The 22,756-nt window shown below is 33.4% G+C and carries 18 protein-coding genes and 1 pseudogene; 11 read left to right on the top strand and 8 right to left on the bottom strand.

Annotated features, from left to right (window positions below):
- The 7 genes and pseudogenes from PW5551_RS08110 to PW5551_RS08080 form a co-directional block, all read right to left on the bottom strand.
- Positions 1 to 883, bottom strand: a pseudogene (locus tag PW5551_RS08110) (methyl-accepting chemotaxis protein); the annotation flags it as partial.
- 59 nt (positions 884 to 942) lie between these two features.
- Entirely contained in the window at positions 943 to 2,451 is a 1,509-nt protein-coding gene (locus tag PW5551_RS08105) for a sugar ABC transporter ATP-binding protein (protein WP_113075280.1), read from the bottom strand.
- Positions 2,448 to 3,398, bottom strand: a complete 951-nt coding sequence (locus PW5551_RS08100; RefSeq protein WP_113075279.1) for an ABC transporter permease — start codon at positions 3,396 to 3,398, stop codon at positions 2,448 to 2,450. The genes PW5551_RS08105 and PW5551_RS08100 overlap by 4 nt, the downstream gene beginning before the upstream one ends.
- 143 nt (positions 3,399 to 3,541) lie before the next feature.
- A complete protein-coding gene (locus PW5551_RS08095; protein WP_113075281.1) occupies positions 3,542 to 4,561 on the bottom strand; it encodes a sugar-binding protein in 1,020 nt (339 codons plus the stop codon).
- Positions 4,562 to 4,599: 38 nt separating this feature from the next.
- Positions 4,600 to 6,000 carry an L-fucose/L-arabinose isomerase family protein gene (locus PW5551_RS08090; RefSeq protein WP_113075278.1) on the bottom strand — a complete coding sequence of 467 codons (1,401 nt, stop codon included), beginning with the start codon at positions 5,998 to 6,000 and terminating at the stop codon, positions 4,600 to 4,602.
- Between the two features lie 20 nt (positions 6,001 to 6,020).
- Positions 6,021 to 7,553, bottom strand: a complete 1,533-nt coding sequence (locus PW5551_RS08085) for an FGGY-family carbohydrate kinase (protein WP_113075277.1) — start codon at positions 7,551 to 7,553, stop codon at positions 6,021 to 6,023.
- Positions 7,554 to 7,574: 21 nt separating this feature from the next.
- Positions 7,575 to 8,234, bottom strand: coding sequence for an L-ribulose-5-phosphate 4-epimerase (locus PW5551_RS08080; protein WP_255420135.1), 660 nt, complete (start codon positions 8,232 to 8,234; stop codon positions 7,575 to 7,577).
- A 602-nt stretch (positions 8,235 to 8,836) separates the two neighbouring features.
- On the opposite strand from PW5551_RS08080, the gene pheA reads away from it, so the two are divergent.
- From pheA to PW5551_RS08025, 11 genes are all read left to right on the top strand, one after another.
- Positions 8,837 to 9,682: a prephenate dehydratase gene (gene pheA / locus PW5551_RS08075; RefSeq protein WP_113075275.1), complete on the top strand. Its 846-nt coding sequence runs from the start codon at positions 8,837 to 8,839 to the stop codon at positions 9,680 to 9,682.
- A gap of 71 nt (positions 9,683 to 9,753) precedes the next feature.
- The gene (gene ilvD, locus PW5551_RS08070) at positions 9,754 to 11,421 is read left to right on the top strand and encodes a dihydroxy-acid dehydratase (RefSeq protein WP_113075274.1); all 1,668 of its coding nucleotides are present in this window, start codon (positions 9,754 to 9,756) and stop codon (positions 11,419 to 11,421) included.
- A 21-nt stretch (positions 11,422 to 11,442) separates the two neighbouring features.
- Complete coding sequence (gene ilvB, locus PW5551_RS08065; RefSeq protein WP_113075273.1) at positions 11,443 to 13,152, top strand: biosynthetic-type acetolactate synthase large subunit; 1,710 nt, start codon at positions 11,443 to 11,445, stop codon at positions 13,150 to 13,152.
- The gene (gene ilvN, locus PW5551_RS08060; protein ID WP_113075272.1) at positions 13,149 to 13,649 is read left to right on the top strand and encodes an acetolactate synthase small subunit; all 501 of its coding nucleotides are present in this window, start codon (positions 13,149 to 13,151) and stop codon (positions 13,647 to 13,649) included. The genes ilvB and ilvN overlap by 4 nt, the downstream gene beginning before the upstream one ends.
- 25 nt (positions 13,650 to 13,674) lie before the next feature.
- A complete protein-coding gene (gene ilvC / locus PW5551_RS08055; protein ID WP_113075271.1) occupies positions 13,675 to 14,676 on the top strand; it encodes a ketol-acid reductoisomerase in 1,002 nt (333 codons plus the stop codon).
- A 21-nt stretch (positions 14,677 to 14,697) separates the two neighbouring features.
- On the top strand, positions 14,698 to 16,233 hold the full coding sequence (locus tag PW5551_RS08050) for a 2-isopropylmalate synthase (protein WP_113075270.1): 1,536 nt from the start codon (positions 14,698 to 14,700) through the stop codon (positions 16,231 to 16,233).
- Between the two features lie 18 nt (positions 16,234 to 16,251).
- Entirely contained in the window at positions 16,252 to 17,511 is a 1,260-nt protein-coding gene (gene leuC, locus PW5551_RS08045; RefSeq protein ID WP_113075269.1) for a 3-isopropylmalate dehydratase large subunit, read from the top strand.
- On the top strand, positions 17,508 to 18,002 hold the full coding sequence (gene leuD, locus PW5551_RS08040) for a 3-isopropylmalate dehydratase small subunit (RefSeq protein ID WP_113075268.1): 495 nt from the start codon (positions 17,508 to 17,510) through the stop codon (positions 18,000 to 18,002). The genes leuC and leuD overlap by 4 nt, the downstream gene beginning before the upstream one ends.
- Complete coding sequence (locus tag PW5551_RS08035) at positions 18,003 to 19,052, top strand: 3-isopropylmalate dehydrogenase (protein ID WP_113075267.1); 1,050 nt, start codon at positions 18,003 to 18,005, stop codon at positions 19,050 to 19,052.
- 5 nt (positions 19,053 to 19,057) lie between these two features.
- On the top strand, positions 19,058 to 20,650 hold the full coding sequence (cimA, locus tag PW5551_RS08030) for a citramalate synthase (RefSeq protein WP_113075266.1): 1,593 nt from the start codon (positions 19,058 to 19,060) through the stop codon (positions 20,648 to 20,650).
- A 30-nt stretch (positions 20,651 to 20,680) separates the two neighbouring features.
- The gene (locus tag PW5551_RS08025; RefSeq protein WP_113075265.1) at positions 20,681 to 21,862 is read left to right on the top strand and encodes a PLP-dependent aminotransferase family protein; all 1,182 of its coding nucleotides are present in this window, start codon (positions 20,681 to 20,683) and stop codon (positions 21,860 to 21,862) included.
- Here the strand turns inward: PW5551_RS08025 and PW5551_RS08020 are convergent.
- Positions 21,851 to 22,345 (bottom strand): hypothetical protein, encoded by a 495-nt coding sequence (locus PW5551_RS08020; RefSeq protein ID WP_146738345.1) that lies wholly within the window; start codon positions 22,343 to 22,345, stop codon positions 21,851 to 21,853. The genes PW5551_RS08025 and PW5551_RS08020 overlap by 12 nt on opposite strands.
- Positions 22,346 to 22,756 lie beyond the last annotated feature (411 nt).

Here is a 22,756-nt window from a genome sequence, read left to right as displayed (position 1 = left end):
TTATCGTGAGCATTATCGCTTTTTGGTTTTCTTCTATGAGCGTTGGTCCTAACGTGTCTTGCTGGATTTTTAATTGAGCCCTTTGTTCTTCTAAAAGGTTTATTATTTCTACCCTTAATTCTTCCATTTCTTGTATTATTGGGTCTTGTGATTCGATTGCTGTAACTATTTGGTTGAAAGTATCAAACACTTCACTGGTAAGATTCTGAATTTGAACAATAAATTGTATTGATTCATCTGTAGGCAAAACATATTGAACTAAAGATAATTGAGAATTTAGTTGATCAAACATTTCTAATATTGTATTTTTATCTCCAAGAGACTGAGAAGTAAAATAAACTTGTGTGTGTGAAATTATATTGTCTATTACTTCATCAATTTTAACTATATATGAAGAAAAAGTATAAAGTCCTTCTTCTGAAAATCTCAATTGAAAATCAAGCATACTTGCCTTTAAGTCATTAATCTTGATATTAAAGTTTTGATCTACTAAATATCTTTTTTCCTCGTTTAATTTTACTATTTCATTGAAACTATTTTCATAACTAGAAATATATTCTTGAAAATCTTTGATCGGTATCTCCTGATTTGGTTCAAAATCTTGTAACGAATCTTTTATGCTATTGATACTTTCAAAAAATAAATCTTTTGTTTCATTGTCATAAATAATAAAATAATCTTTTGAAGCTAAAGAAGCATTAAAAAAATTCAATTCGATTTCTGAAATACTGTTTGTTTGATCTGATAAAATTTTGTATGTTTCTAATCCTTTATTAGAAGAAAATAAAGCTAATAAGTTAAAACCAATAGCCGCAGTAAAAAAAATAAAAATTACAACAATAATTGTAATTGTTCTATTCTTAACACTTTTAAATAAAGTCATTTTATTATTCCCCCTAAAAATTATTCGAATATAGCGGCCATTTTTAATAAAAATTTTCTTTAGTTTTTGATTATTTTTTCTGCCATTCCAGTAGCTAAGCTCATTATTTTTTCTTGACTGGCTTCTTCTCTTTCTAAAATACCAGCCAACCTCCCATAACTCATAACTGCGATTCTATCACTTAATTGCAATATTTCAGGAAGTTCAGAAGAGACAAAAATAATCCCTACTCCTTCTTTTGATAGATTAGAAACAAAACGGTATATTTCTGCTTTTGCTCCTACATCTATTCCTCTTGTTGGTTCATCAAGAATAAGTAATTTAGGAGAAGTTGCTAACCATCTGGCTAATACAACCTTTTGCTGATTCCCTCCAGAGAGAAAGATAACCCTTTGATTAACACTTGGAGTTTTTATATTTAAGATATCAACATATTTTTTTGCTTGTTCTGTTATTTTTGAAGGAGACACAAAAGATTTTTTTGCGATATTATTTAAAATAGAAATACAAATATTATCTTTTACACTATGTATCAAAAATAAACCCGCATCTTTTCTATCTTCGGGGACAAAACCTATTCCCAATTGAATTGCGTCATTAGGACCATTAATTTCCACTTCTTTATTTTGAAAATAAATTTTTCCGGAAGTTTTTTCCCTGAATCCGAAAATAGTTTCCATAAGTTCACTTCGACCTGCTCCAACTAATCCAGAAAAACCTAAGATTTCTCCTTCGTGCACAGAAAAATTTATATCTTTAAATCCTTTCCCGCTAAAATTTTCTACTTTTAGTAATTCTTTACCAATTTCATGAGATTTATAAGTATAAAAGTTTTTTACTTCTCTACCAACCATAGCTTTTATCAAATTATCTGAAGATACTTCGCTTGTTTCCAAACAATCAACAAGTTCTCCATCTCTAAGGATAGCAACTCTATCTGTAACTTCAAAGATTTCTTCTAATCTATGTGAAATATATATAACTGATACTCCTCTATTTTTTAAATCTTTTATTATTCCGTAGAGTTTTTGGACCTCGTTATCTGTGAGAGAAGAAGTAGGCTCGTCCATTATTATTATATTCGCATTTTTATAAACAGCTCTCATTATTTCAACCATCTGTTGAACAGCCACAGGATATCTTTTTGCTAGATCTGTCACTTTTACATTTAAGTCCATATCTTCTGATAATTTTCTAGCCTGATTAACCATGGTCTTATAATCAATAAAAGTTCCATTTTTAACAGGCTCATCATTTAAAAATACATTTTCAGCTATAGTTAAATTCCAAATTATAGATAATTCTTGAAAAACTGTAACTATACCTTCGTTTAAAGGTTCAGATGGATGATTCCATTTTTTTTCCTTTCCAAGATAAAATATTTTTCCTTCATTTGGTGTATAAACTCCTGCTATTATTTTCATTAACGTAGATTTCCCTGCACCATTTTCTCCAACAAGTCCTAAAACTTCTCCTTTTTTTAGAGAGAGCGAAACATTTTTTAGAGCTTGTACTCCAGGAAAATTTTTACTTATATTTTCTATACTTAGGATAATTTCTTCGCTCATTCTTCCTCGCCTCTGCTTCTCATTCTATCTAATGCTACAGCGGCAACAATTACTACACCTATTACTATTTCTTGCCAAAAAGATGAAACCCTTAATAAGATCATTCCATTTCTTAATGTGGCCATAATCAAAGCTCCTAAAACTGCCCCTAGAATACTACCTTCTCCACCAGATAAACTAGTACCCCCTATAACTGTAGCTGCAATTACATCTAATTCATAACCTTGTCCAGCATTTGGTTGAGCCATCCCTAACCAAGAAGTCATTAAAAAACCTGACATAGCTGCTAAAAACCCGTTTATAACATATGCGGTTAATATAACTTTTTCAGCTTTTACTCCAACTAATTTAGCAGCTTTTTCGTTTCCTCCAACTGCAAATATATGTTTGCCTAATACAGTATATTTTAAGAAAATGTGCGACACAACAGCTATTACTAAAAGATATATAACAGGTAAAGGTATTTCTAAAAAGTGACCTTGACCACTAATCATAAAGCTATCCGGGAAACCAGAAATAGGCCATCCCCCGCTAAGAACATAAGCTAAACCTCTTCCTACACTCATCATTCCAAGGGTTGTAATAAAGGGTGGAAGTTTTACTTTTGTTACCAATAATCCATTTATAAAACCAAATAATGTTCCTACAGCTAATCCTAATATAATAGCTAAAATTGGTGGTAAAGAAAAGTCTACCATCATTATTGCCATAAACATTCCTACAAAACCCATTACAGAACCAACCGATAAGTCAATGCCTGTTGTTATTATAACCATTGTCATTCCACAAGCCATAACAGCAATAAATGAACTATTTAAAAGCACATCAAAAATATTTCCTGCAGTGAAAAAAGTATCTGTAGCTATTGATAGAAACAACATTAATACTAATAAAATTAGTAAAATACCAATTTCTTTAATTTCAAAAATTCTCTTTATTTTCTGCATTTTATTTTTTCCCACCTTTATACTTTTTGTTTATTTTAAGCTAAGTAAAATACTAGAGAATCTTAGAAAAAATTCAATTTCTTTATTGAATATTCCATAGGCCAAAACTTAGACCTATGGAATAAAATTAAATTGAAAATTGGTTATCTGGAATATATTCTTTCTGCGAATTCTATAAACTCTTCAACATTTTCTGAAGTGATGATATCGACTCCTGTATCTATAATATAATCAATGGTCCCATCTTCATTTTCAACAGTAGGTAAGATCTTTAATACATTTTCAACTCCAACTTTGTCCATCATATACAATACCGTTAGAGATAAATAACCCATATCGTAAGGTCTTTGCCCTACTAACCCGTCTACCAGACCAGCTTTAACCAATTCTAGTTGTTGAGGAAGTGTATCAAATCCAACTATTAGTTTATCTTTCATTTTTTGTTCTCCCCCAAAAGCAGATATAACTGTTTGATTAGGCGCAAGTAATATATTTGCATTTGCAGTAAACCATCCATCTAAATTTGGATATGTTCTTTCAACATCTCTTACTATTTGAACAGCTCTTGCTACATCATCTTCAGTGGGAAAAGGATCTGCAACATAATTTACTTTTATTCCGGTTTCTTTTTCAAATTCTGCTAGGGCATCTTTAAAACCAGCGATACGTTCATTAGTATTTAATGCTGCTAATCCTCCAGTTAAAATAGCTAAATTAATAGTTTCTTGGCCAGGTTTTTCGCTTAATATTTTCTCTCCCATTAATTTACCGGCTTCATATCCTGCATTATAATTATTTGTTCCCAAATAAACATATCTTCCACTATTAGGTGCGTCTGAATCAAAAGTAATTACAGGAATACCTCTATTTAAAGAGTTTCTAACGACAATCTCTATTCCGGCTGGATCATTTGGTGAAATAGCAATTCCATTAACTCCACTACTGATATAACTATTTATCTTTTGAGCTTGTTCCGCAGCATCTGCTTCAATAGGGGCATCAAAAATAGCCCTAACTTCAAGAACTTTTGCGGCATCTTTCATACCATTTTCAACAGCAAACCAATATGCGTTGTTTAAAGACTTTGGACTTAAAAGAAATGTTTGCCCAAACACCACTCCTACTAAAATCAAACTTAAAACTACAATAAAACTTTTCTTCACTTTCTCCACCTCCACCTCCACAAAATTTGTAAGTTTTTCTATACACTTACACATTCAATTCCTACCATTTCTGCAAACAATTCCCACCTCCTTGTTGTGTTTCCTATGTTGAAACATTGATGATGTGTTCCTCCGTTTTTGAGCCATTCTGTCATTGATTTTCTTACTCCATTGTCTGGTTTGAAATGAAAATATGGCATTTCAACGTTTGGATAGTCTTCACTGTCTATTACTTCTCCTTTTGAAATAACTAATCTGAAATTACCTTCACAAATTGGAGCTAACGAAACTATTGTTCCTTCACCAGGTTGAACATTGAATACAACTGTCGGTGGGTTGTTTAGATCTCCTATTCCTAAAAATCTGTCTATGAGTTTTATAGGTTTATCTTTTCTTGCAACTTTCCAGTTCCCTTCGCCCATATGGCTCATAAAAACGGAGTCTCTTTCAAAGTCCATAGCATACATCTCTGTAAAATGTCCTACTTCTCCTAATATATGCCCGACAATTACCGCTGTTGCAGCGAGTGCATCTCCTTCTGCTCCATATCCGTATCCTTTTGCCATCAAGTTAGAAGCTGCCATCATTGGTAATTGCTCAAACCTTCCGTCGTCTTTTACTGAGTCAAAATAAATACTGAATCCGTCGTATTCTCCATCTTTCAAAAATTTTTCAATAGCAACTTGGAATTTTGCAGCAAAGTTGTACTGATCTTCTTTTATATTTGGATCGATTTCAAAGTTCTTAGCATTTTCTGCTTTTACCTTTTCAATTTCTTCTTTTGTTACCTTTTCAAGATAAGAGTAGATCTTACCCATGCTTTCATCAACCACTTCAACTCCAAGCTTTTTAAGTAATGCTGATGAATCAAAAGTAATATCCCCCATTCCCGGCATTCTTCCAACAACTGCGATTCTGGTTCTTTTTAAAGCTTTGGCTGCTTGCGCTGCTAAAGCCCAATCTTTAACAAAATTTTTAAATTCTTCTTCTTTCCAGTTTCCTGTTACAACGGGGCAATTTATTCCTAATCTAACTATTGCATTCATATTATCCTGTGCACCATGTATGCCTTGATTGTAGGTAAGATGTTCCATATTCCATTCTTGAGTAACTGAGGGTAATGGTTGGATGTTTGCAAGCATTATCGGCAAGTTATTCTTTTTGAGAGCGGGAACGATTCTTTGGCCTGGACTGTAAGTCAACATCATAATCATTATTCCATCTAACTCTTTATCGTTGTTGTAATCTTCGATGATTTCTTCTAAGTCTTTTCTGTCTCTTGCAGGTTTTGTAAATTTGAAATCTGCAACGTCTTTTAATTCGTTAATTACTTCTTTAACGTAATTAGATTGTGTTTCAACTATATTAGGGTATGTTTTATCGTATAATTTTTGCATTATTCCTAAAATCCCAATTTTTGGCTTTCTTTTCACTATCATCATCACACCTCCGAAGTTTTTTATAATCTTGATATTTTGTGCATTATTTCTTTTGTGTTTTCATACAATTCTAAGAATAGTTTGTAATATTGATCATATTTTTTGAAATTTACTTTTTGTGTTTCTATTTTGGATTCTATTTTTATCCAGTTTTTAATATCTTCCGGTTTTTCAAATATTCCAGTTCCTAATCCCACAAGAAATGCATCTCCTAAAGGAGCTTCTATGTTGTCAGATAGTTTTATCATATGGTAACCAGTTACATCTGCAAATATAGAGGTCCATAAGGTTGAATTAGCTACTCCTCCTACAATCCAACAATCAGGATTGAGATTGATGCCTGAACTTTTTGCAGTTTCCATATTATGCCTTAAAGAATAGGCTGCCGATTCCATTAAAGCTCTATATATATGTTCTTTTTTGTGATAAAGCGATAATCCTAAGATGACTCCTCTTGAATCTGGATCCCAAATTGGTGATCTTTCCCCCATAAAATATGGAAGAGCAATTAATCCTTCACTTCCCAAAGGTATTTTTTTTGCTTTAAGTTCTAAAAGATCGTATGATGAATAGCCCGCTTGATCTCCAAAACTTTTCTCTAACTGGCTAAATTCATCAATAAACCAATTTACTAACGCTCCTGTTGTGGCACTTCCACCAAATGTATAAAGGCAATTTTCTTCATTAACTACGTAAGGATAATTTACCAGCTGTGGCGTAGGTGGTTTTTTATCGTAAAGGAGAGTTCCCCAACAAGTTGAGGTTCCTGCCATAAAGACGTGTTCTCCTTCGTTTAATACTCCAGCACTGAGTTGTGCCATAGGGGCGTCTATTCCACCAGAGATTATAGGGGTTCCTTCTTTTAATCCTGTTAATTTAGCCATTTCTTCTGTTAAATAACCTGCTATATCCTTAGAATGTAGAATCTTTTCAGGAAGCATATCTATTGGTATCCCTAAAGCTTCTCCCATCTCTTTTGACCAATTTTTCGTTCTTATATCAAATACTCCCCCAAGATTTCCTGCAGAGCTATAATCTGTTGAAAGTTCCCTTGTTAATTTGTAAATTACATAATCTTTTGGACTAACAAATTTATACGTATTTTTCCAAACATCTGGTAAATTGTTTCTTATCCACATAATTTTTGTAAAACCAAAATAAGAATCCACATAATTTCCGGTAATTTCAAAAAGTTTATCTTTTGCGATGTTTTCTTTAACCCATTGAGTTTCTTTCCAAGCTCTTCTATCCATCCAAATAAGGCATGGATATATAGGATTCATATTTTTATCTACAGGAACACCCGATCCTCCGTAAAGACCGCTTAAAGATACCCCCACAATTTCAGAAGGATTTATGTTAGCTTTTTCAACACTTTCCTTAAGCGTAACAACAAAAGCATCTAACCAAATATTGGCATCTTGTTCTGCCCAAGAAGCCTTTGGTGTATTGACTTTGTAAGTTTTTGCTGCTTTGGCAACAAGATTCCCTTTTTCATCTAATATAACCGTCTTTGTTCCGGTAGTACCTATGTCAGTTCCTATTAGATACATTGTTTATCCTCCTCAAAATTCTTATTTTGTTTGTCCATAATGTGAATGATGGAATTCGAAAAGCCTTTCAGCTTCTTCTTTATCCAAAGGCTGTGGATTCCCCATTGTTTTTGCAAGGTAAGCAGTTTGAGCTACTTCTTCCAAAAATATTGCTTTTCTGACCGCTTCGCTTATATCCTTTCCCATTACTATCACGCCATGTTTGCTTAAAAGAACCGCTCGTGCTTGATTGACTACTTGTATAACAGCTTTTCCAATAGCTTCTGAACCAACAGGTGCATAGTTAGAAACTGGAATCTCTGTTCCAAATACATCAGCATGAGCGGTACTATAAACAGGAAGTGCTTGATTAAGCAAAGCGAATGAAGAAGCATAAGGTGAGTGTGTATGGATTATGCTTTTAACATCTTCTAATTGTTTGTATAAATACAAATGGGTTGCAGAATCAACAGAAGGTTTAAGTATTCCTTCTACAACTTTTCCTTCCAAATCTATAACAACCATATCTTCAGCTTTTAATTTATCATAAGAAACCCCCGAAGGCTTAATAATAACATGCTTATCTATTCGAACACTGACGTTTCCACTTGTGTATGCAACTAATCTGTATTTTTCTAAGTTTAGGTGTGCTTCATATAATTCTTTTTTTAGTTGTTCGTACATTGCGCGCCACTCCTTTATATTCTTTAAAATAATTATTCGTTCTTTGGATAAAATTTATTAAAATATTAAGTTGTATGATAATTATATTAACACTTGTATATTTAATAAAAAGTATTTTACTTATTTGTATGTACTAATTATAACCTGAACTTTTTTAAAAACAAAATTCAATTATCGCTAATTATATCCATTCTAAGATAAATAAAGACAATTAAGTTGGATTAACAACTTAATTCTCAACTTTTGAGACAAAATATGTTTTTGAGAAGTTTTTTATCTTTCATTGGTTTTGAGAAAAACCTTTTAACACCAAAAAGAGATTTAATTTTTTTGAAGATAAGTTTAAGTAAATAGTTGGTTATTTTTATGTAAATAATATTTTAATCATTAATTGACTATTTTTATCAAGATTTTAGAAAGCTTTTTAAATATGGAGTTTAAAGATGTTTTAGTGAAATTTTTTTCAAAACTTGCAATAATCAAGATTTGGATGTATAATCGCTAATAATTTAAGATAATCTTAAATATTTACCCGTAATTAGGAAAAATGAAATTTTTTTCAAATTGTATACTAATATGAAACTATTATCGTAATCTTTTTATTTCAAGGGGTAATAAATTTGGGAATCAACGAGAGAATTAAATGCGCTTATTTGGGCCCAAAAGGGACTTTCAGTGAAATGGCATCCATTAGATATTTCAAAGAAAAAGCTGATTTTATACCCGTAAGTTCTATCTCAGAAGTTTTTGATAAAGTTAGAGAAAAACTTGTGGATTTTGGAATCGTACCAATAGAAAATTCAGTAGAGGGATCTGTAAATATGTCGATGGATTTACTCTCCGAAGTATCTGACATTTTAGTAGTAGGAGAATGTGTAGTTCCTGTTAGACATTTTTTAGTGTCTTTTGAAGATATTGACTTGCAAAGTATAAAAAAAGTGTATTCTCATCAGCAAGCAATAGGTCAATGTAGTAAGTTTATAAAGAATAAATTGAACCATCCTGAAATTATTTTTACTGCCAGTACTGCTGTGGCATGTGAATTAATAAAAGAAGAAACAAATAGTGCCGCTATAGCTTCTGAAAATGTCATAAAGATTTATAATCCTAATGTTTTAGCAGAAGATATACAAGATTCTGATAATAACTTAACACGTTTTTTTGTAATTACAAGTTCAAAGAATTTGCCCCCTTTAAATAAAGATTTAAAATACAAAACATCCATTATATGTTCTCCTAAGCATAATAGAGCCGGTGTTCTTTACAGTATGCTTGAAAGCTTTCAAAAGAAAAATATAAATTTGACGAGAATTGAATCTAGACCAACAAAAAAACAATTAGGTGAATACCTGTTTTATATAGATTTTGAAGGTCATATAAATGATGAAGGTGTAAAAGAAGCGCTGAGTGAATTAAAAGAAATGAGTGCTTTCTTTAAAATTCTTGGTAGCTATCCAATTTGGTAAATATCTAATTTTGATGGATAAGGAAATGAATTCTATCGGGGTTTTTAAGAAAAAGGGCAAAGGAGGCTTATATGAATAAAACATATAGAAGTGATGAAATAAAAAAAGGTGTATCTAAAGCTCCTCATCGATCCTTACTATACGCTTTGGGGCTTAGTGATGATGAATTAAATAAACCAATAATAGGAATAGCAAATTCTGCCAACGATATAATTCCTGGGCATAAACATCTTAACGAGATTTGTCAAAACGTTAAGAATGGGGTTTACGCTGCAGGAGGTGTTCCTTTGGCTTTTTCTACCATAGGCATCTGTGATGGTATTGCTATGGGACATAGTGGAATGAATTATTCACTTCCAAGTAGAGAATTGATAGCTGATTCAATAGAATCTGTCGCAAGAGCTTATAAATTCGATGGATTGGTTCTTATACCAAATTGTGACAAGATAGTTCCAGGTATGTTGATGGCTGCCTTAAGGTTAAATATACCCGCAATAGTAATTAGTGGTGGTCCTATGCTTGCTGGAAATCACAAAGGGAGAAAAATAGACCTACATGATATGTTTGAAGCAGTGGGTGCTCGAATTAATGGAACAATTTCTGATGAAGAATTGAAAGAAATGGAAAAATCATCCTGTCCGGGGTACGGGTCTTGTGCTGGGATGTTTACAGCTAATTCAATGAATTGCCTAACAGAGGTTTTAGGACTTGCGCTGCCGGGAAATGGAACGATTCCGGCAGTTTTTTCACAAAGAAGGAGATTAGCAACTGAAACCGGCCAAAAAATAATGGAACTGGTAGAAAAAGACATAAAACCCTTAGATATCTTTACAAAAGATACAGTAGAGAATGCTATCGTTTTAGATATGGCATTGGGTTGCTCAACAAATACTGCTCTTCACTTACCTGCAATAATTAAAGAAGCAGGGATAGATTTTGATTTGAATTTAATTAATGAAGTCAGTGAAAAAACACCTCATTTGTGTAGTTTATCCCCTGCTGGTGAACATCACATTGAGGATTTGTACTTTGCTGGAGGTATACCGGCAGTATTAAAAGAGTTATCTAAAAAAGATTTACTGAACCTAGATTGTTTAACTGTAACAGGAAAAAGCTTAAAAGAAACGATAGATTCAGTTGAGTATGTTAATCATGAAATAATCAGACCTATTGACAATCCTTATCATCATGAAGGTGGATTAACAATATTGAAAGGGAATATCGCTCCAGATGGTGCTGTGGTTAAAAAGATCGCAGTTGCAGATGAAATGTTGGTACACGAAGGCCCTGCTCGAGTTTTCAATAAAGAGGAAGAAGCGATTAAAGCCATCTATGCTGGAAAGATAAAAGAAGGAGATGTTGTGGTTATTCTATATGAAGGGCCAAAAGGTGGGCCTGGAATGAGGGAAATGTTGGCACCTACATCGGCCTTAGCTGGTATGGGATTAGATAAGAAAGTTGCTTTAATAACAGATGGAAGATTTTCAGGTGCAACAAGAGGAGCAGCGATAGGACATGTCTCTCCAGAAGCCGCTGCTGGAGGTCCTATAGGGGTAATTACAGATGGAGATATTATATCGATTAACATCCCCAAAAAGAAACTAGAACTAAAAATTTCTGATGAAGAGTTAAAACAAAGGTTGGAAAAGTTTAATCCGTCTTTTTCAGAAAGTACTGGCTATTTAAATAGATACAGTAAGTTCGTACAATCTGCCGATAGGGGAGCGTTTTTAGGATAAAAATATATGTGAGGTGGTTTTATGCCGATCTATTCCGGGGCACGAATATTGATTGAATCTCTTTTAAGGGAAAACGTAGAGGTAGTATTTGGGTATCCAGGAGGGAAGGTGATTCCTCTATACGATGAGTTGTATGATGCACCAATTAAACACATTCTAGTTAGACACGAACAAGGTGCGGCACATGCTGCTGATGGATATGCTAGGAGTACTGGCAAAGTTGGAGTTTGTATAGCAACATCTGGACCAGGAGCAACGAATTTGGTAACTGGAATTGCAACAGCATATATGGATTCTATACCGTTAGTGGCTTTTACTGGTCAAGCACCAACCAACCTCATTGGTACAGATTCTTTTCAAGAAATTGATATAAGAGGGATTACGCTTCCAATTACAAAACATAATTATATGGTTACTAACGTAAAAGATCTTGCAAGGATAATAAAAGAAGCATTCTATATTGCAAGAACCGGAAGGCCTGGACCTGTTTTAATGGATCTACCAGTTGACGTTTTGAAAGCGAAAGCTGATTTTATCTATCCTGAAAAAGTTAACTTACCAGGATATCAACCTACTTATGAAGGGAATTACATGCAGATAAAATTAGCGGCAGAGGAAATAAACAATTCAAAAAAACCAATAATATTTGCAGGAGGCGGAGTTATAAACTCCAATGCTTCACAAGAACTAACTGAGTTAGCTGTCAAAGGAAAAATTCCAGTAGTAACCTCTTTGATGGGAATAGGAGCTTTTCCAGAAGATAATGAACTGTCTTTAAAGATGTTAGGTATGCACGGGACAAAATACGCCAATTATGCGATATCAGAAGCGGATTTGATTATCGGTGTTGGAGTACGCTTTGACGATAGGGTTACGGGGAAATTAGAAACCTTCGCACCAAATTCAAAGATAGTTCACATAGACATAGACCCAGCAGAGATAAACAAAAACGTTAAAGTAGATATACCTATCGTTGGTAATGCCAAAGATGTTTTGAAAAAATTAGTCCCTTTGATAAAAACAATAGAGAGAAAAGAATGGTTGAAAAAAATCAGGGAATGGAAAAATAATTATCCATTAACATACGAGATAAACGAAGATAATATTAAACCTCAATATTTTATAGAAACGCTAAACAAATATTGCAATGAGGACAGAATAGTAGTAACTGAAGTAGGTCAAAATCAGATGTGGGCAGCACAGTTTTTTGAATATCATAAACCAAGAACATTCATCACTTCTGGTGGGCTTGGAACGATGGGATACGGATTACCAGCAAGCATGGGGGTTCAAATAGCAAATCCCGGAAAAACCGTTATAATGATAGCCGGCGATGGAAGCTTTCAGATGAACGTGCAAGAGTTGGCAACTATCAGTAACAACAAACTACCGATAAAAATGATAATACTAAACAACGGAACTCTAGGAATGGTTAGGCAATGGCAAGAGCTTTTCTTTGATGAAAGATATTCAGCTACCATGCTTGAAAATCCTGATTTTGTTAAATTAGGAGAGGCTTATGGAATTAAATCCATGAGAATTTCGAAATTGAACGAAGTAGAAGTCTCAATAAAACAGATGTTAAATCATAATGGGCCGGTATTGTTAGAAGTTGCAATTCCTCTAGAAGAGAATGTGTTCCCTATGGTTCCTGAAGGAGCTTCAATAAAAGAGATTTTGGAACCAAAAAATAAAGTTATAAGAAAAGAAATACAGGGGGAGATAGCATGAGACACATTCTATCAGTAACTGTGAATAATCAACCTGCTGTATTGGCAAGGATATCTGGACTATTTAGTAGAAGAAACTTTAACATAACTAGTTTAAACGTGGGAGAAACAGAAAGTCCCGAATATTCCCGAATGACTATAGTAGTGGAAGGAAACAAAGACACCTTGGAGCAAGTTAAAAAACAACTGTATAAATTAATTGATGTAATTAAAATTACGGAACTTAATCAAGCTAATATGATAGAAAGGGATATGGCAATAATAAAAGTGAATTGTGGTAAAAAATTAAGAAATCAAGTAATTCAAGTGGTTGATGTATTTAGAGGGAAAGTAGTTGACTTCTCTCCAGAAAGTATAAGTGTTGAAATAACTGGTGATGAGAACAAAATAAATGCTTTTATAGAAATAATGAAAGATTTTGGAATAAGGGACATTGTAAGAACAGGAATAGTAGCTATGGATAGGGAAATAAACAATAAAGTTGTTTTAAATTCATAATAATTTATTAAGGAGTGATTATTAGATGGTCGAAACATTTTATGAAAAAGATGCCAACTTAGATTTATTAAAAGGAAAAACTATAGCTGTAATTGGTTATGGAAGTCAAGGACATGCACAGGCGCAAAATTTGAAAGATAGTGGTTTAAACGTAATAATAGGTTTAAAAAAGGACAGCAAATCAATAGAAATAGCAAAAAAAGATGGCTTTGAAGTATACGATACACCTGAAGCTGTAAAAAAAGGAGATATTATACAAGTTCTAATACCTGATGAAGTTCAAAGTTTTGTTTATAAAAAAGATATAGAACCTAATCTAGAAGAAGGAAATGCCTTAGGGTTCTCTCATGGTTTTAATATTCATTTTGGTCAAATTGTGCCACCTAAAAATATAGATGTTTTTATGGTCGCGCCAAAAAGTCCGGGACATTTGGTTAGGAGAATGTTTAAAGAAGGCAAAGGAGTTCCCGGCCTTTTAGCTGTTCAACAAGATTATTCTGGGAAAGCAAAAGATTTAGGACTAGCATACGCTAAAGGAATTGGTTGTACTAGAGCGGGTGTAATAAAAACGACTTTCAAAGAAGAAACAGAAACTGATCTGTTTGGTGAACAAGCCGTTCTTTGTGGGGGGGTTACTTCTTTAATAAAAGCAGGATTTGAAACCCTTGTTGAAGCTGGTTATCAACCTGAAATAGCATATTTTGAATGTTTAAACGAATTAAAATTAATCGTTGATTTGATATTTGAAGGCGGATTGAAGAAAATGAGATACTCCGTAAGTGATACTGCTCAATACGGTGATCTAACCGTTGGCCCTAAAGTAATTGATCAAAGGGTTAAAAATACGATGAAAGAAGTTCTTGAAAATATACAAAACGGTAATTTTGCAAGAGATTGGATATTGGAAAACCAAGCTAACAGACCTGTTTTTAACGCTTTAACTGAAAGAGATAACAATTCACTACTTGAACAGGTTGGAGAAAAATTAAGAGCTATGATGCCCTGGGTTGAAAATAATTATGATTAACGCTAGAGAGGGTGATTAAATTTGAGAAAAGTCAAAATTTTTGATACTACCTTGAGAGATGGGGAACAATCTCCTGGAGTCAGTTTAACAATCGAAGAGAAACTTGCAATTGCTGAACAATTGTCATTACTGAAGGTTGACGTTATAGAAGCTGGATTTCCCATATCTTCTGAAAGTGATTTTGAAAGTGTAAAAGAAATAGCAAAAAAAATAAGAGATGTTGAAATTGCTGCTTTGGCTAGATCCAATTACAAAGACATAGATTGTGCTTGGGAAGCCCTTCAAGAAGCAGAGGACCCTCGTATTCATGTTTTTATAGCAACTTCTCCAATTCACATGAAATACAAGTTAAAAATGAACGAAGAACAAGTTTTAGAAAAAGCAATAGAAGCGGTCAGATACGCCAGTAAGTACACTTCAAATATTGAATTTTCAGCAGAAGATGCCTCTAGAAGTAACTTAGAATTTCTATATAAACTATTTGAAAAGGTAATTGAAGCAGGAGCAAAAGTCATAAACGTCCCAGATACAGTAGGTTATGCCATTCCTGAAGAGTTCGGGGAGTTTATAAGAAAAATAAAGGAAAACACCAAAAATATTGACAAAATAGAATTAAGTGTTCATTGTCACAATGACTTAGGAATGGCTACGGCTAATACATTAGCTGCTTTAAAAAACGGAGCCGATCAGGCAGAAGTTGCGGTTAATGGAATAGGAGAAAGAGCAGGTAACGCTGCCTTAGAAGAAGTAATAATGTCTTTGGTTACAAGAAAAGATTATTTTCAAGATTTTATAGTAACTCAGGATACCACCAAAATCATGAAATTAAGCAATATGGTTTCTAAATTTACAGGTATGGTTATACAGCCAAACAAAGCAATAGTTGGGAAAAATGCCTTCGCTCATGAGTCAGGAATACATCAAGACGGAGTTATCAAAGAAAGAACAACCTATGAAATAATGGATGCTAAAAGTATTGGATTAGAAAAAAACAACTTAGTCTTGGGAAAACATTCTGGAAGACATGCTTTCAAAGAATTTTTGGTTAAAACTGGTTACAAGATTGATGATGAAAACTTTGAAAAACTTTTCTTGAAATTTAAGGATTTAGCAAGTAAGAAGAAGAATCTAAATCAAGTAGATGTGGAAGCTTTGATAAACGATGAACTATACAAAGCAGAAGATTACTACAAACTTGAATATCTATCAGTTACAACAGGAAACACCACTCTTCCAACAGCTACAATAAAAGTCAAAGTTGGCGATGAGGTGATAGAAAAAGCTGCTTGCAGCGGTGATGGACCAATAGATGCCATATTTAAAGCTATAAATGAAATCGTTGATAAAGACAATATATCTCTTTTATCTTATAAAATTGAGGGAGTCACCGAAGGAACAGACGCCCTAGGCGAAACAACCGTGAAACTTAAAATAGATGATGACATATTTGTTGGTCATTCTGTTGAAACAGATATAACCCATGCCAGTACTTTGGCATACTTAAATGCCTTGAACAAATATATGACAAAAAAACTACAGGAAGCCAAAAAAATATAAAATTGGAGAAGGGTTAGTATGACGATAGTTGAAAAAATATTAGCAAATCATTCTAATAAAAAAGAAGTAAAACCTGGTGAAATTGTAAACGCTAAGGTAGATATGGTTCTTGGAAACGATGTAACTAGTCCAGTCGCAATAAAAGAATTTAAAAAAATAGGTTTATCAAAAGTATTTGATAAGCAAAGAGTTGCCATTGTTCCTGATCATTTTACACCCAATAAAGATATAAAATCAGCACAAAATGCCCTATTTATTAGGAAATTTGCAAAAGAAATGGAGATTGTGAATTACTTTGAAATAGGACAAATGGGTATCGAACATTGTTTACTTCCTGAAAAAGGGTTAACATTACCTGGAGAAATTATAATTGGTGCTGATTCACACACTTGTACATACGGAGCTTTAAATGCTTTAGGTACAGGAGTTGGAAGTACGGATATGGCTGCTGCCATGGCCACAGGTTATTTATGGTTCAGAGTACCTGAAACTATTAAGATAATTTATAATGGAAAGTTAAATCCTTGGGTAAGCGGAAAAGACTTAATCCTTTATACAATTGGTGATATAGGGGTAGATGGGGCATTATACAAATCCATAGAATTCACAGGAGAAACTATTAAAGATCTTTCAATGGACGCAAGAATGACGATGGCTAACATGGCTATAGAAGCTGGCGGTAAATGTGGCTTATTTGAATATGATGAAAAAACTGAAGAATACCTTAAAAATAGAGCAGTAAGAGAATATAACCCTGTATCGAGTGACCCAGATGCTAATTATGAAAGAATAATAGAATACGACGTATCAAGAATAGAACCTCAAGTTGCATTCCCTCATCTTCCAGAAAACACAAAATCTGTTTACGAAGCAAAAGGTATAAAAATTGACCAAGTAGTTATAGGTTCATGTACAAATGGAAGATTAGAAGATCTGAGAATAGCTGAAAAAATTCTCAAGAATAATAAAGTAAATAAAGAGGTTCGGTGTATTATATTTCCTGGTACACAAGATATTTATTTACAAGCTTTAAAAGAAGGATTGATTGAAACATTTATAGAAGCTGGAGCAGCGGTTAGTACGCCAACATGTGGACCATGTCTTGGGGGTCATATGGGTATTTTAGCAAAAGGGGAAAAAGCTATCTCAACAACGAACAGAAATTTTGTTGGAAGAATGGGCCATCCAGAAAGCGAAGTTTACCTATCTAATCCTGCTGTTGCAGCTGCCTCAGCGGTCACAGGATATATTTCTCATCCTGAGGAGGTTTTAAAATGAAATTCAAAGGAAAAGTTTTTAAATACGGAGATAATGTGGATACAGACGTTATTATACCTGCAAGATACCTAAATAATCCTGAACCAGAAATACTAGCCCAACATTGTATGGAAGATATAGATCCTGACTACGTTAAAAAAGTAAAAAAAGGAGACATTATCGTTGCAGGGAAAAACTTTGGGTCTGGAAGCTCTAGAGAGCATGCACCATTGGCTATTAAGGCGTCTGGTGCTTCGTGTGTAATAGCTGAAAGTTTTGCAAGAATATTTTATCGCAATGCTATAAATATCGGACTACCTATTCTTGTATCAAAAGAAGCTGTTCAAAACATAAAAGACGGTTCTGAAATTGAAGTTGATCTAGATAGAGGTACTATTAAAGATTTGATTACAGGAGAAGTGTATTACTCTGAAAAATATCCCGAGTTCCTCCAAGAAATAATCTCATCTGGAGGATTAATAGAAAAGATAAAAAAGGAGGTCATTCAATAAATGCCATCAATTGCAGTAATACCTGGAGATGGAATAGGAAAAGAAGTAACAAAAGAAGGCCTGAAAATTTTAAATTATATGAATGACCAACATAACTTGAATTTAAAGTTTGAAGAGTTTGATATAGGAGCGGACAGATACTTAAAAACAGGTGAATTAGTTTCGGATGCAACTTTAAAAAAATTAGAAACGTTTGATGCAATTTATTTAGGGGCTGTTGGAGATCCAAGAGTACCTGCAGGAGTTTTAGAACATGGGATTTTACTTAAATTACGTTTTCACTTTGATCAATATGTAAATTTGAGGCCTATAAAACTGTTAAACGATAAGTTTTCTCCCTTAAAAAACAAAGGAGTAAAAGATATAAATTTCACAGTAATAAGAGAAAATACAGAAGGCCTTTATTCCGGCATAGGTGGCTTTCTAAAAAAAGGAACAAAAGATGAAGTTGCGATGCAAGAGATGATTTCTACGCGAAAAGGCGTAGAAAGAATAATTAGATACGCTTTTGAATATGCAAAAAAATCTCAAGGTAAATTGACACTTTGCGATAAAAGTAATGTTCTCACATACTCTCATAATCTATGGTTGAGAGTATTTGAAGAATTAAAAAGCGAGTATTCAGAGGTAGAAACTAACCATTACTACGTAGATGCAATAACTATGAAAATGGTTAGAAACCCTGAGATCTTCGATGTTATCGTTACTTGCAATATGTTTGGGGATATAATAACAGACTTGGGAGCAGAAATCCAAGGAGGAATGGGATTAGCAGCTTCTGGAAACATCAATCCAGAGACAGTTTCCATGTTTGAACCCGTACATGGTTCCGCGCCAGATATAGCGGGAAAAGGTTTAGCCAATCCAATAGCAGCAATATTAGCAGCGGCAATGATGTTAGAATATTTTGGAAAAGAAAAGTTATCAAAAGAAATAGAAGAAGCAATAAAGGAAGCAATAGACAAAAATTTAGTTACCAAAGATATGGGTGGACTTTTAACGACCAGTGAAATGGGAGATGAAATCGTTAAAATAATAAAAAGAGGGTGAAACACATGAACACTTCAAAAGTAAAGATATTTGACACAACTTTAAGAGATGGAACCCAAGGGGAAGGAGTTTCCCTCACAGTAAAAGACAAATTAAAAATCGCTCAAAAATTGGATGAATATGGCATAGACTATATTGAAGGGGGATGGCCAGGTTCTAATCCTAAAGATGAAGAATTCTTTCAGGAAATTAAAAAAATATCTTTAAAAAACAGCGAAATAGTTGCATTTAGTTCCACAAAAAGACATGGAATAAAGGCTCAAGATGATCCCAACATTGTAAAATTACTATATTCCGGGGTCAAAACGGTAACCATATTTGCCAAAAGTTGGGACTTTCATGTAACTGACGCCTTGGGGATCTCGCTCGATGATAATCTAAAACTTATAGCTGATACAGTATCTTTTTTAAAGAAACACGGTATAGAAGTATTTTTTGATGGAGAACATTTTTTCGATGGTTTTAATCATAATCCTAACTACGCTTTAAAAACACTTGAAGTAGCTAGAGATTCTGGGGCTTCGATAGCAATTTTGTGTGACACTAATGGTGGTCAAACTACAAAAAGAATGCGAGAAATAATAAAAGTAGTAAAGGAAAAATTAAATATGCCACTTGGTATACATGCTCATAATGACTCTGGCCTCGCTGTAGCTAACTCTATTATAGCTTTTGAAGAAGGAATAGAACAGATTCAAGGAACAGTAGGAGGATTAGGAGAAAGATGCGGGAATGCGGATCTATGCACGATAATACCCATCTTAAAATTTAAATATGACATAGATCTTCCCAAAATTAATTTAGAAAAAACCACACATTTATACAATTACGTTATGGAAGTTGCAAATATAACTCCAGATAACCGAAAACCTTTTGTAGGAAGAAGTGCCTTCACACACAAAGGTGGAATACATGTAAGTGCAATATTAAAAAATCCTCTTACATATGAACACATAGCTCCAGAATTAGTAGGTAATGAAAGAAGAATACTGGTATCAGAATTAGCTGGAAAAAGTAATTTGAAATCTAAAATAGAAGAATTGGGTTTTAGTTTATCTTCTTTTTCAGATGATCAAATCAAAAAATTGACACTAAAAATTAAAGAGTACGAACACGATGGTTACCAATTTGAAGGAGCAGATGCTTCTTTAAAACTTTTATTATTGCGCGAATTTTTTGATTACAACCCCGATTTTCAAATAGAAAATTTTAATATTCTTAGTTATAATTTTGGCGAAGGAACTACAACCGACGCTGCTGTCAAGGTTAGGATAAATGATGAGATGGTTCATACAGTAGCTTCTGGAGATGGACCGGTTAATGCTTTGGATAAAGCCCTTAGAAAAGCTTTAGAAAATCATTTCCCCATTTTAAGAAATATGAAGTTAATAGATTACAAAGTAAGGGTATTAGATAGCGCATCTGGAACAGCAGCAAAAGTTAGAGTTTTAATTGAAACGTCTGATACTGAAAAATCTTGGACAACAGTAGGTGTTTCAACTAACATAATTCAAGCTAGCTGGAAAGCGCTAATAGACAGCATTGAATACGGATTATACGCAAATTTGCCTTCTAAAATAGAAAATATATATAACTGATAATTATAAAGGACAAAGGAGAGGTCTATTTTGAACGATATATTTTCAGATCGTATAAAAAATGTTCCAAAATCTTTTATACGAGAGATTCTTAAAGTTATCGATGATCCTGAAATAATTTCATTTGCAGGTGGATTACCTAACAAAGATTTATTTCCAGTCGAAGAAATAAGAAAAGCAGCAGATTATCAATTTGATAACTTTGGTAAAGAAGTTCTTCAATACAGTACAACAGAAGGATATTTACCCCTAAGACAATATATAGCAGATAGATTCAATAAAAGAAATAATCTCAATATTTCTGTGGACGAAGTATTGATAACGCATGGATCTCAACAAGCCTTAGATTTAATCGGTAAGATATTTCTAAATGATGAAGATTGTATTGTTATAGAAGAACCTGGATATCTGGGTGCTATTCAATGTTTATCAGTATTTTCCAAAAACTTTAAAACTATCAAATTAAATGACGATGGTTTAAATTTAGAAGAATTAGAAAAAATATTAGAAAAGTATTCTCCCAAGCTGTTATACGTTGTACCAAACTTTCAAAATCCATCTGGTATAACATACACCAATCAAAACAGAGAAGAAATCGCGAATATTTTAAAAAGGTATAACACCTACCTCATTGAAGATGATCCTTATGGGGAATTAAGATTTGAAGGAGAACAAGCAAATACTTTTAAAAAATTGCTTCCAGAAAAATCGATAATATTAGGATCTTTTTCTAAAATAGTGGCACCAGGATTTAGGTTAGGATGGGTAATTGCTCCCAAAGAAGTTATGTCAAACCTTGTAATAGCAAAACAAGCTGCAGATTTACACTCTAACTACGTTGGTCAAAGAATAATCTATCAATTTCTAAAAGATAATGAACTTGATAAGCATATTTCTAAAATAAAAGAAAGGTATGGAAGCCAAAAAAGGGCGATGATTGAAAGTATTAAAAAACACTTTCCAAAAAATATAAAATACACAAACCCAGAAGGCGGTATGTTCCTGTGGGTAACTTTACCAAACAATTATTCAGCCATGGAATTATTTGAAAAAACAATAAAAGCAAAAGTCGCTTTCGTTCCTGGCGACCCATTCTACGTTAACAAAACAAACGTTAATACTTTACGGATAAACTATTCTTGTTCTGATGAACAAACGATCGAAGAAGGCATCAAAAGATTGGCTTCTTGTATTAAAGAATTAGTTGTCTAACTTATCTTCATCTAGAACCTTTTTTGAAGCAAAAACATCTCTAAGACCTATAAGAAATATTATAATTCCAAATATGATACCTAAATTTATATCTCTTAAAGCGGCAATAATATAACCAAGTGAAAAAGCATTAAGAGCCCATGATAGGATAATCAACAATTTTTTATTAAAAGCCTCATAAAAGGTAGCAAATAAAGCTGCTAAATTTATAAAAATATAAAAATAAGATGGATCAAAACTATTTATAGAACCAAAAAAAGAAAATAAAATACCAACTATCAATACAAAATTAGCTAATTTACTTGAAATGTTTCTCTTCCATGAAACAAATAAGATCAAACTTAAAACTACAAGAGATAAAACCCAAGCAATGGAATTAACTAAGAAAAATCCAACAACGGCACTTGCAAAAACCGAAATAAGTGTAAAAGACATATTTAAAATCTCTCCTTTTTTTCTACTAGATATTATATACCAGTTCAATTCCCTTTCCTCGAAGGGGTAAATGTAATAGAAATTCCCCTCTTGAGAGGGGTGGATGCGACGTTCTTTGTCGCAGCCGGGGTGTGGTAGCAGACGGGGTAGTCACTTTTATTCCCCTTCTTCGAAGGGGTGGATGCAGCGTTTTNTGNTGCAGACNGGGTAGTCNCTCTTNAATTTGCTTTTAGCAAATTATATGTACCACACCCTGTCAGACTTTCAGTCTGACACCCCTCTCAAGAGGGGAATTAAAGCCAAATTCNCCTTCCTNGAAGGGGTGGATGCAGCGTTTTATGCTGCAGACGGGGTAGTCATTTCTATTCCCCTNNTTNGCTAAAAGCAAATTATATGTACCACACCCTGTCAGACTTTCAGTCTGACACCCCTCTCAAGAGGGGAATTCTATTACATTTA

The sequence above is a fragment of the Petrotoga sp. 9PW.55.5.1 genome (genome assembly GCF_003265365.1).
Lineage (GTDB): Bacteria > Thermotogota > Thermotogae > Petrotogales > Petrotogaceae > Petrotoga.
The sequence above is the reverse complement of the archived record's forward strand: the minus strand, read 5'-3'. Positions and strand labels throughout refer to the sequence as shown.

Bases quoted from the DNA above. Each gene is read 5' to 3' on its own strand.
- PW5551_RS08085 (WP_113075277.1), bottom strand. From the start codon at position 7,553: ATGTATCTAATAGGAACTGACATAGGTACTACCGGAACAAAGACGGTT.
- ilvB (WP_113075273.1), top strand. From the start codon at position 11,443: ATGCCGATCTATTCCGGGGCACGAATATTGATTGAATCTCTTTTAAGG.
- ilvD (WP_113075274.1), top strand. From the start codon at position 9,754: ATGAATAAAACATATAGAAGTGATGAAATAAAAAAAGGTGTATCTAAA.
- PW5551_RS08090 (WP_113075278.1), bottom strand. From the start codon at position 6,000: ATGATAGTGAAAAGAAAGCCAAAAATTGGGATTTTAGGAATAATGCAA.
- ilvN (WP_113075272.1), top strand. From the start codon at position 13,149: ATGAGACACATTCTATCAGTAACTGTGAATAATCAACCTGCTGTATTG.
- cimA (WP_113075266.1), top strand. From the start codon at position 19,058: ATGAACACTTCAAAAGTAAAGATATTTGACACAACTTTAAGAGATGGA.
- leuD (WP_113075268.1), top strand. From the start codon at position 17,508: ATGAAATTCAAAGGAAAAGTTTTTAAATACGGAGATAATGTGGATACA.
- PW5551_RS08035 (WP_113075267.1), top strand. From the start codon at position 18,003: ATGCCATCAATTGCAGTAATACCTGGAGATGGAATAGGAAAAGAAGTA.
- ilvC (WP_113075271.1), top strand. From the start codon at position 13,675: ATGGTCGAAACATTTTATGAAAAAGATGCCAACTTAGATTTATTAAAA.
- leuC (WP_113075269.1), top strand. From the start codon at position 16,252: ATGACGATAGTTGAAAAAATATTAGCAAATCATTCTAATAAAAAAGAA.
- PW5551_RS08105 (WP_113075280.1), bottom strand. From the start codon at position 2,451: ATGAGCGAAGAAATTATCCTAAGTATAGAAAATATAAGTAAAAATTTT.
- PW5551_RS08100 (WP_113075279.1), bottom strand. From the start codon at position 3,398: ATGCAGAAAATAAAGAGAATTTTTGAAATTAAAGAAATTGGTATTTTA.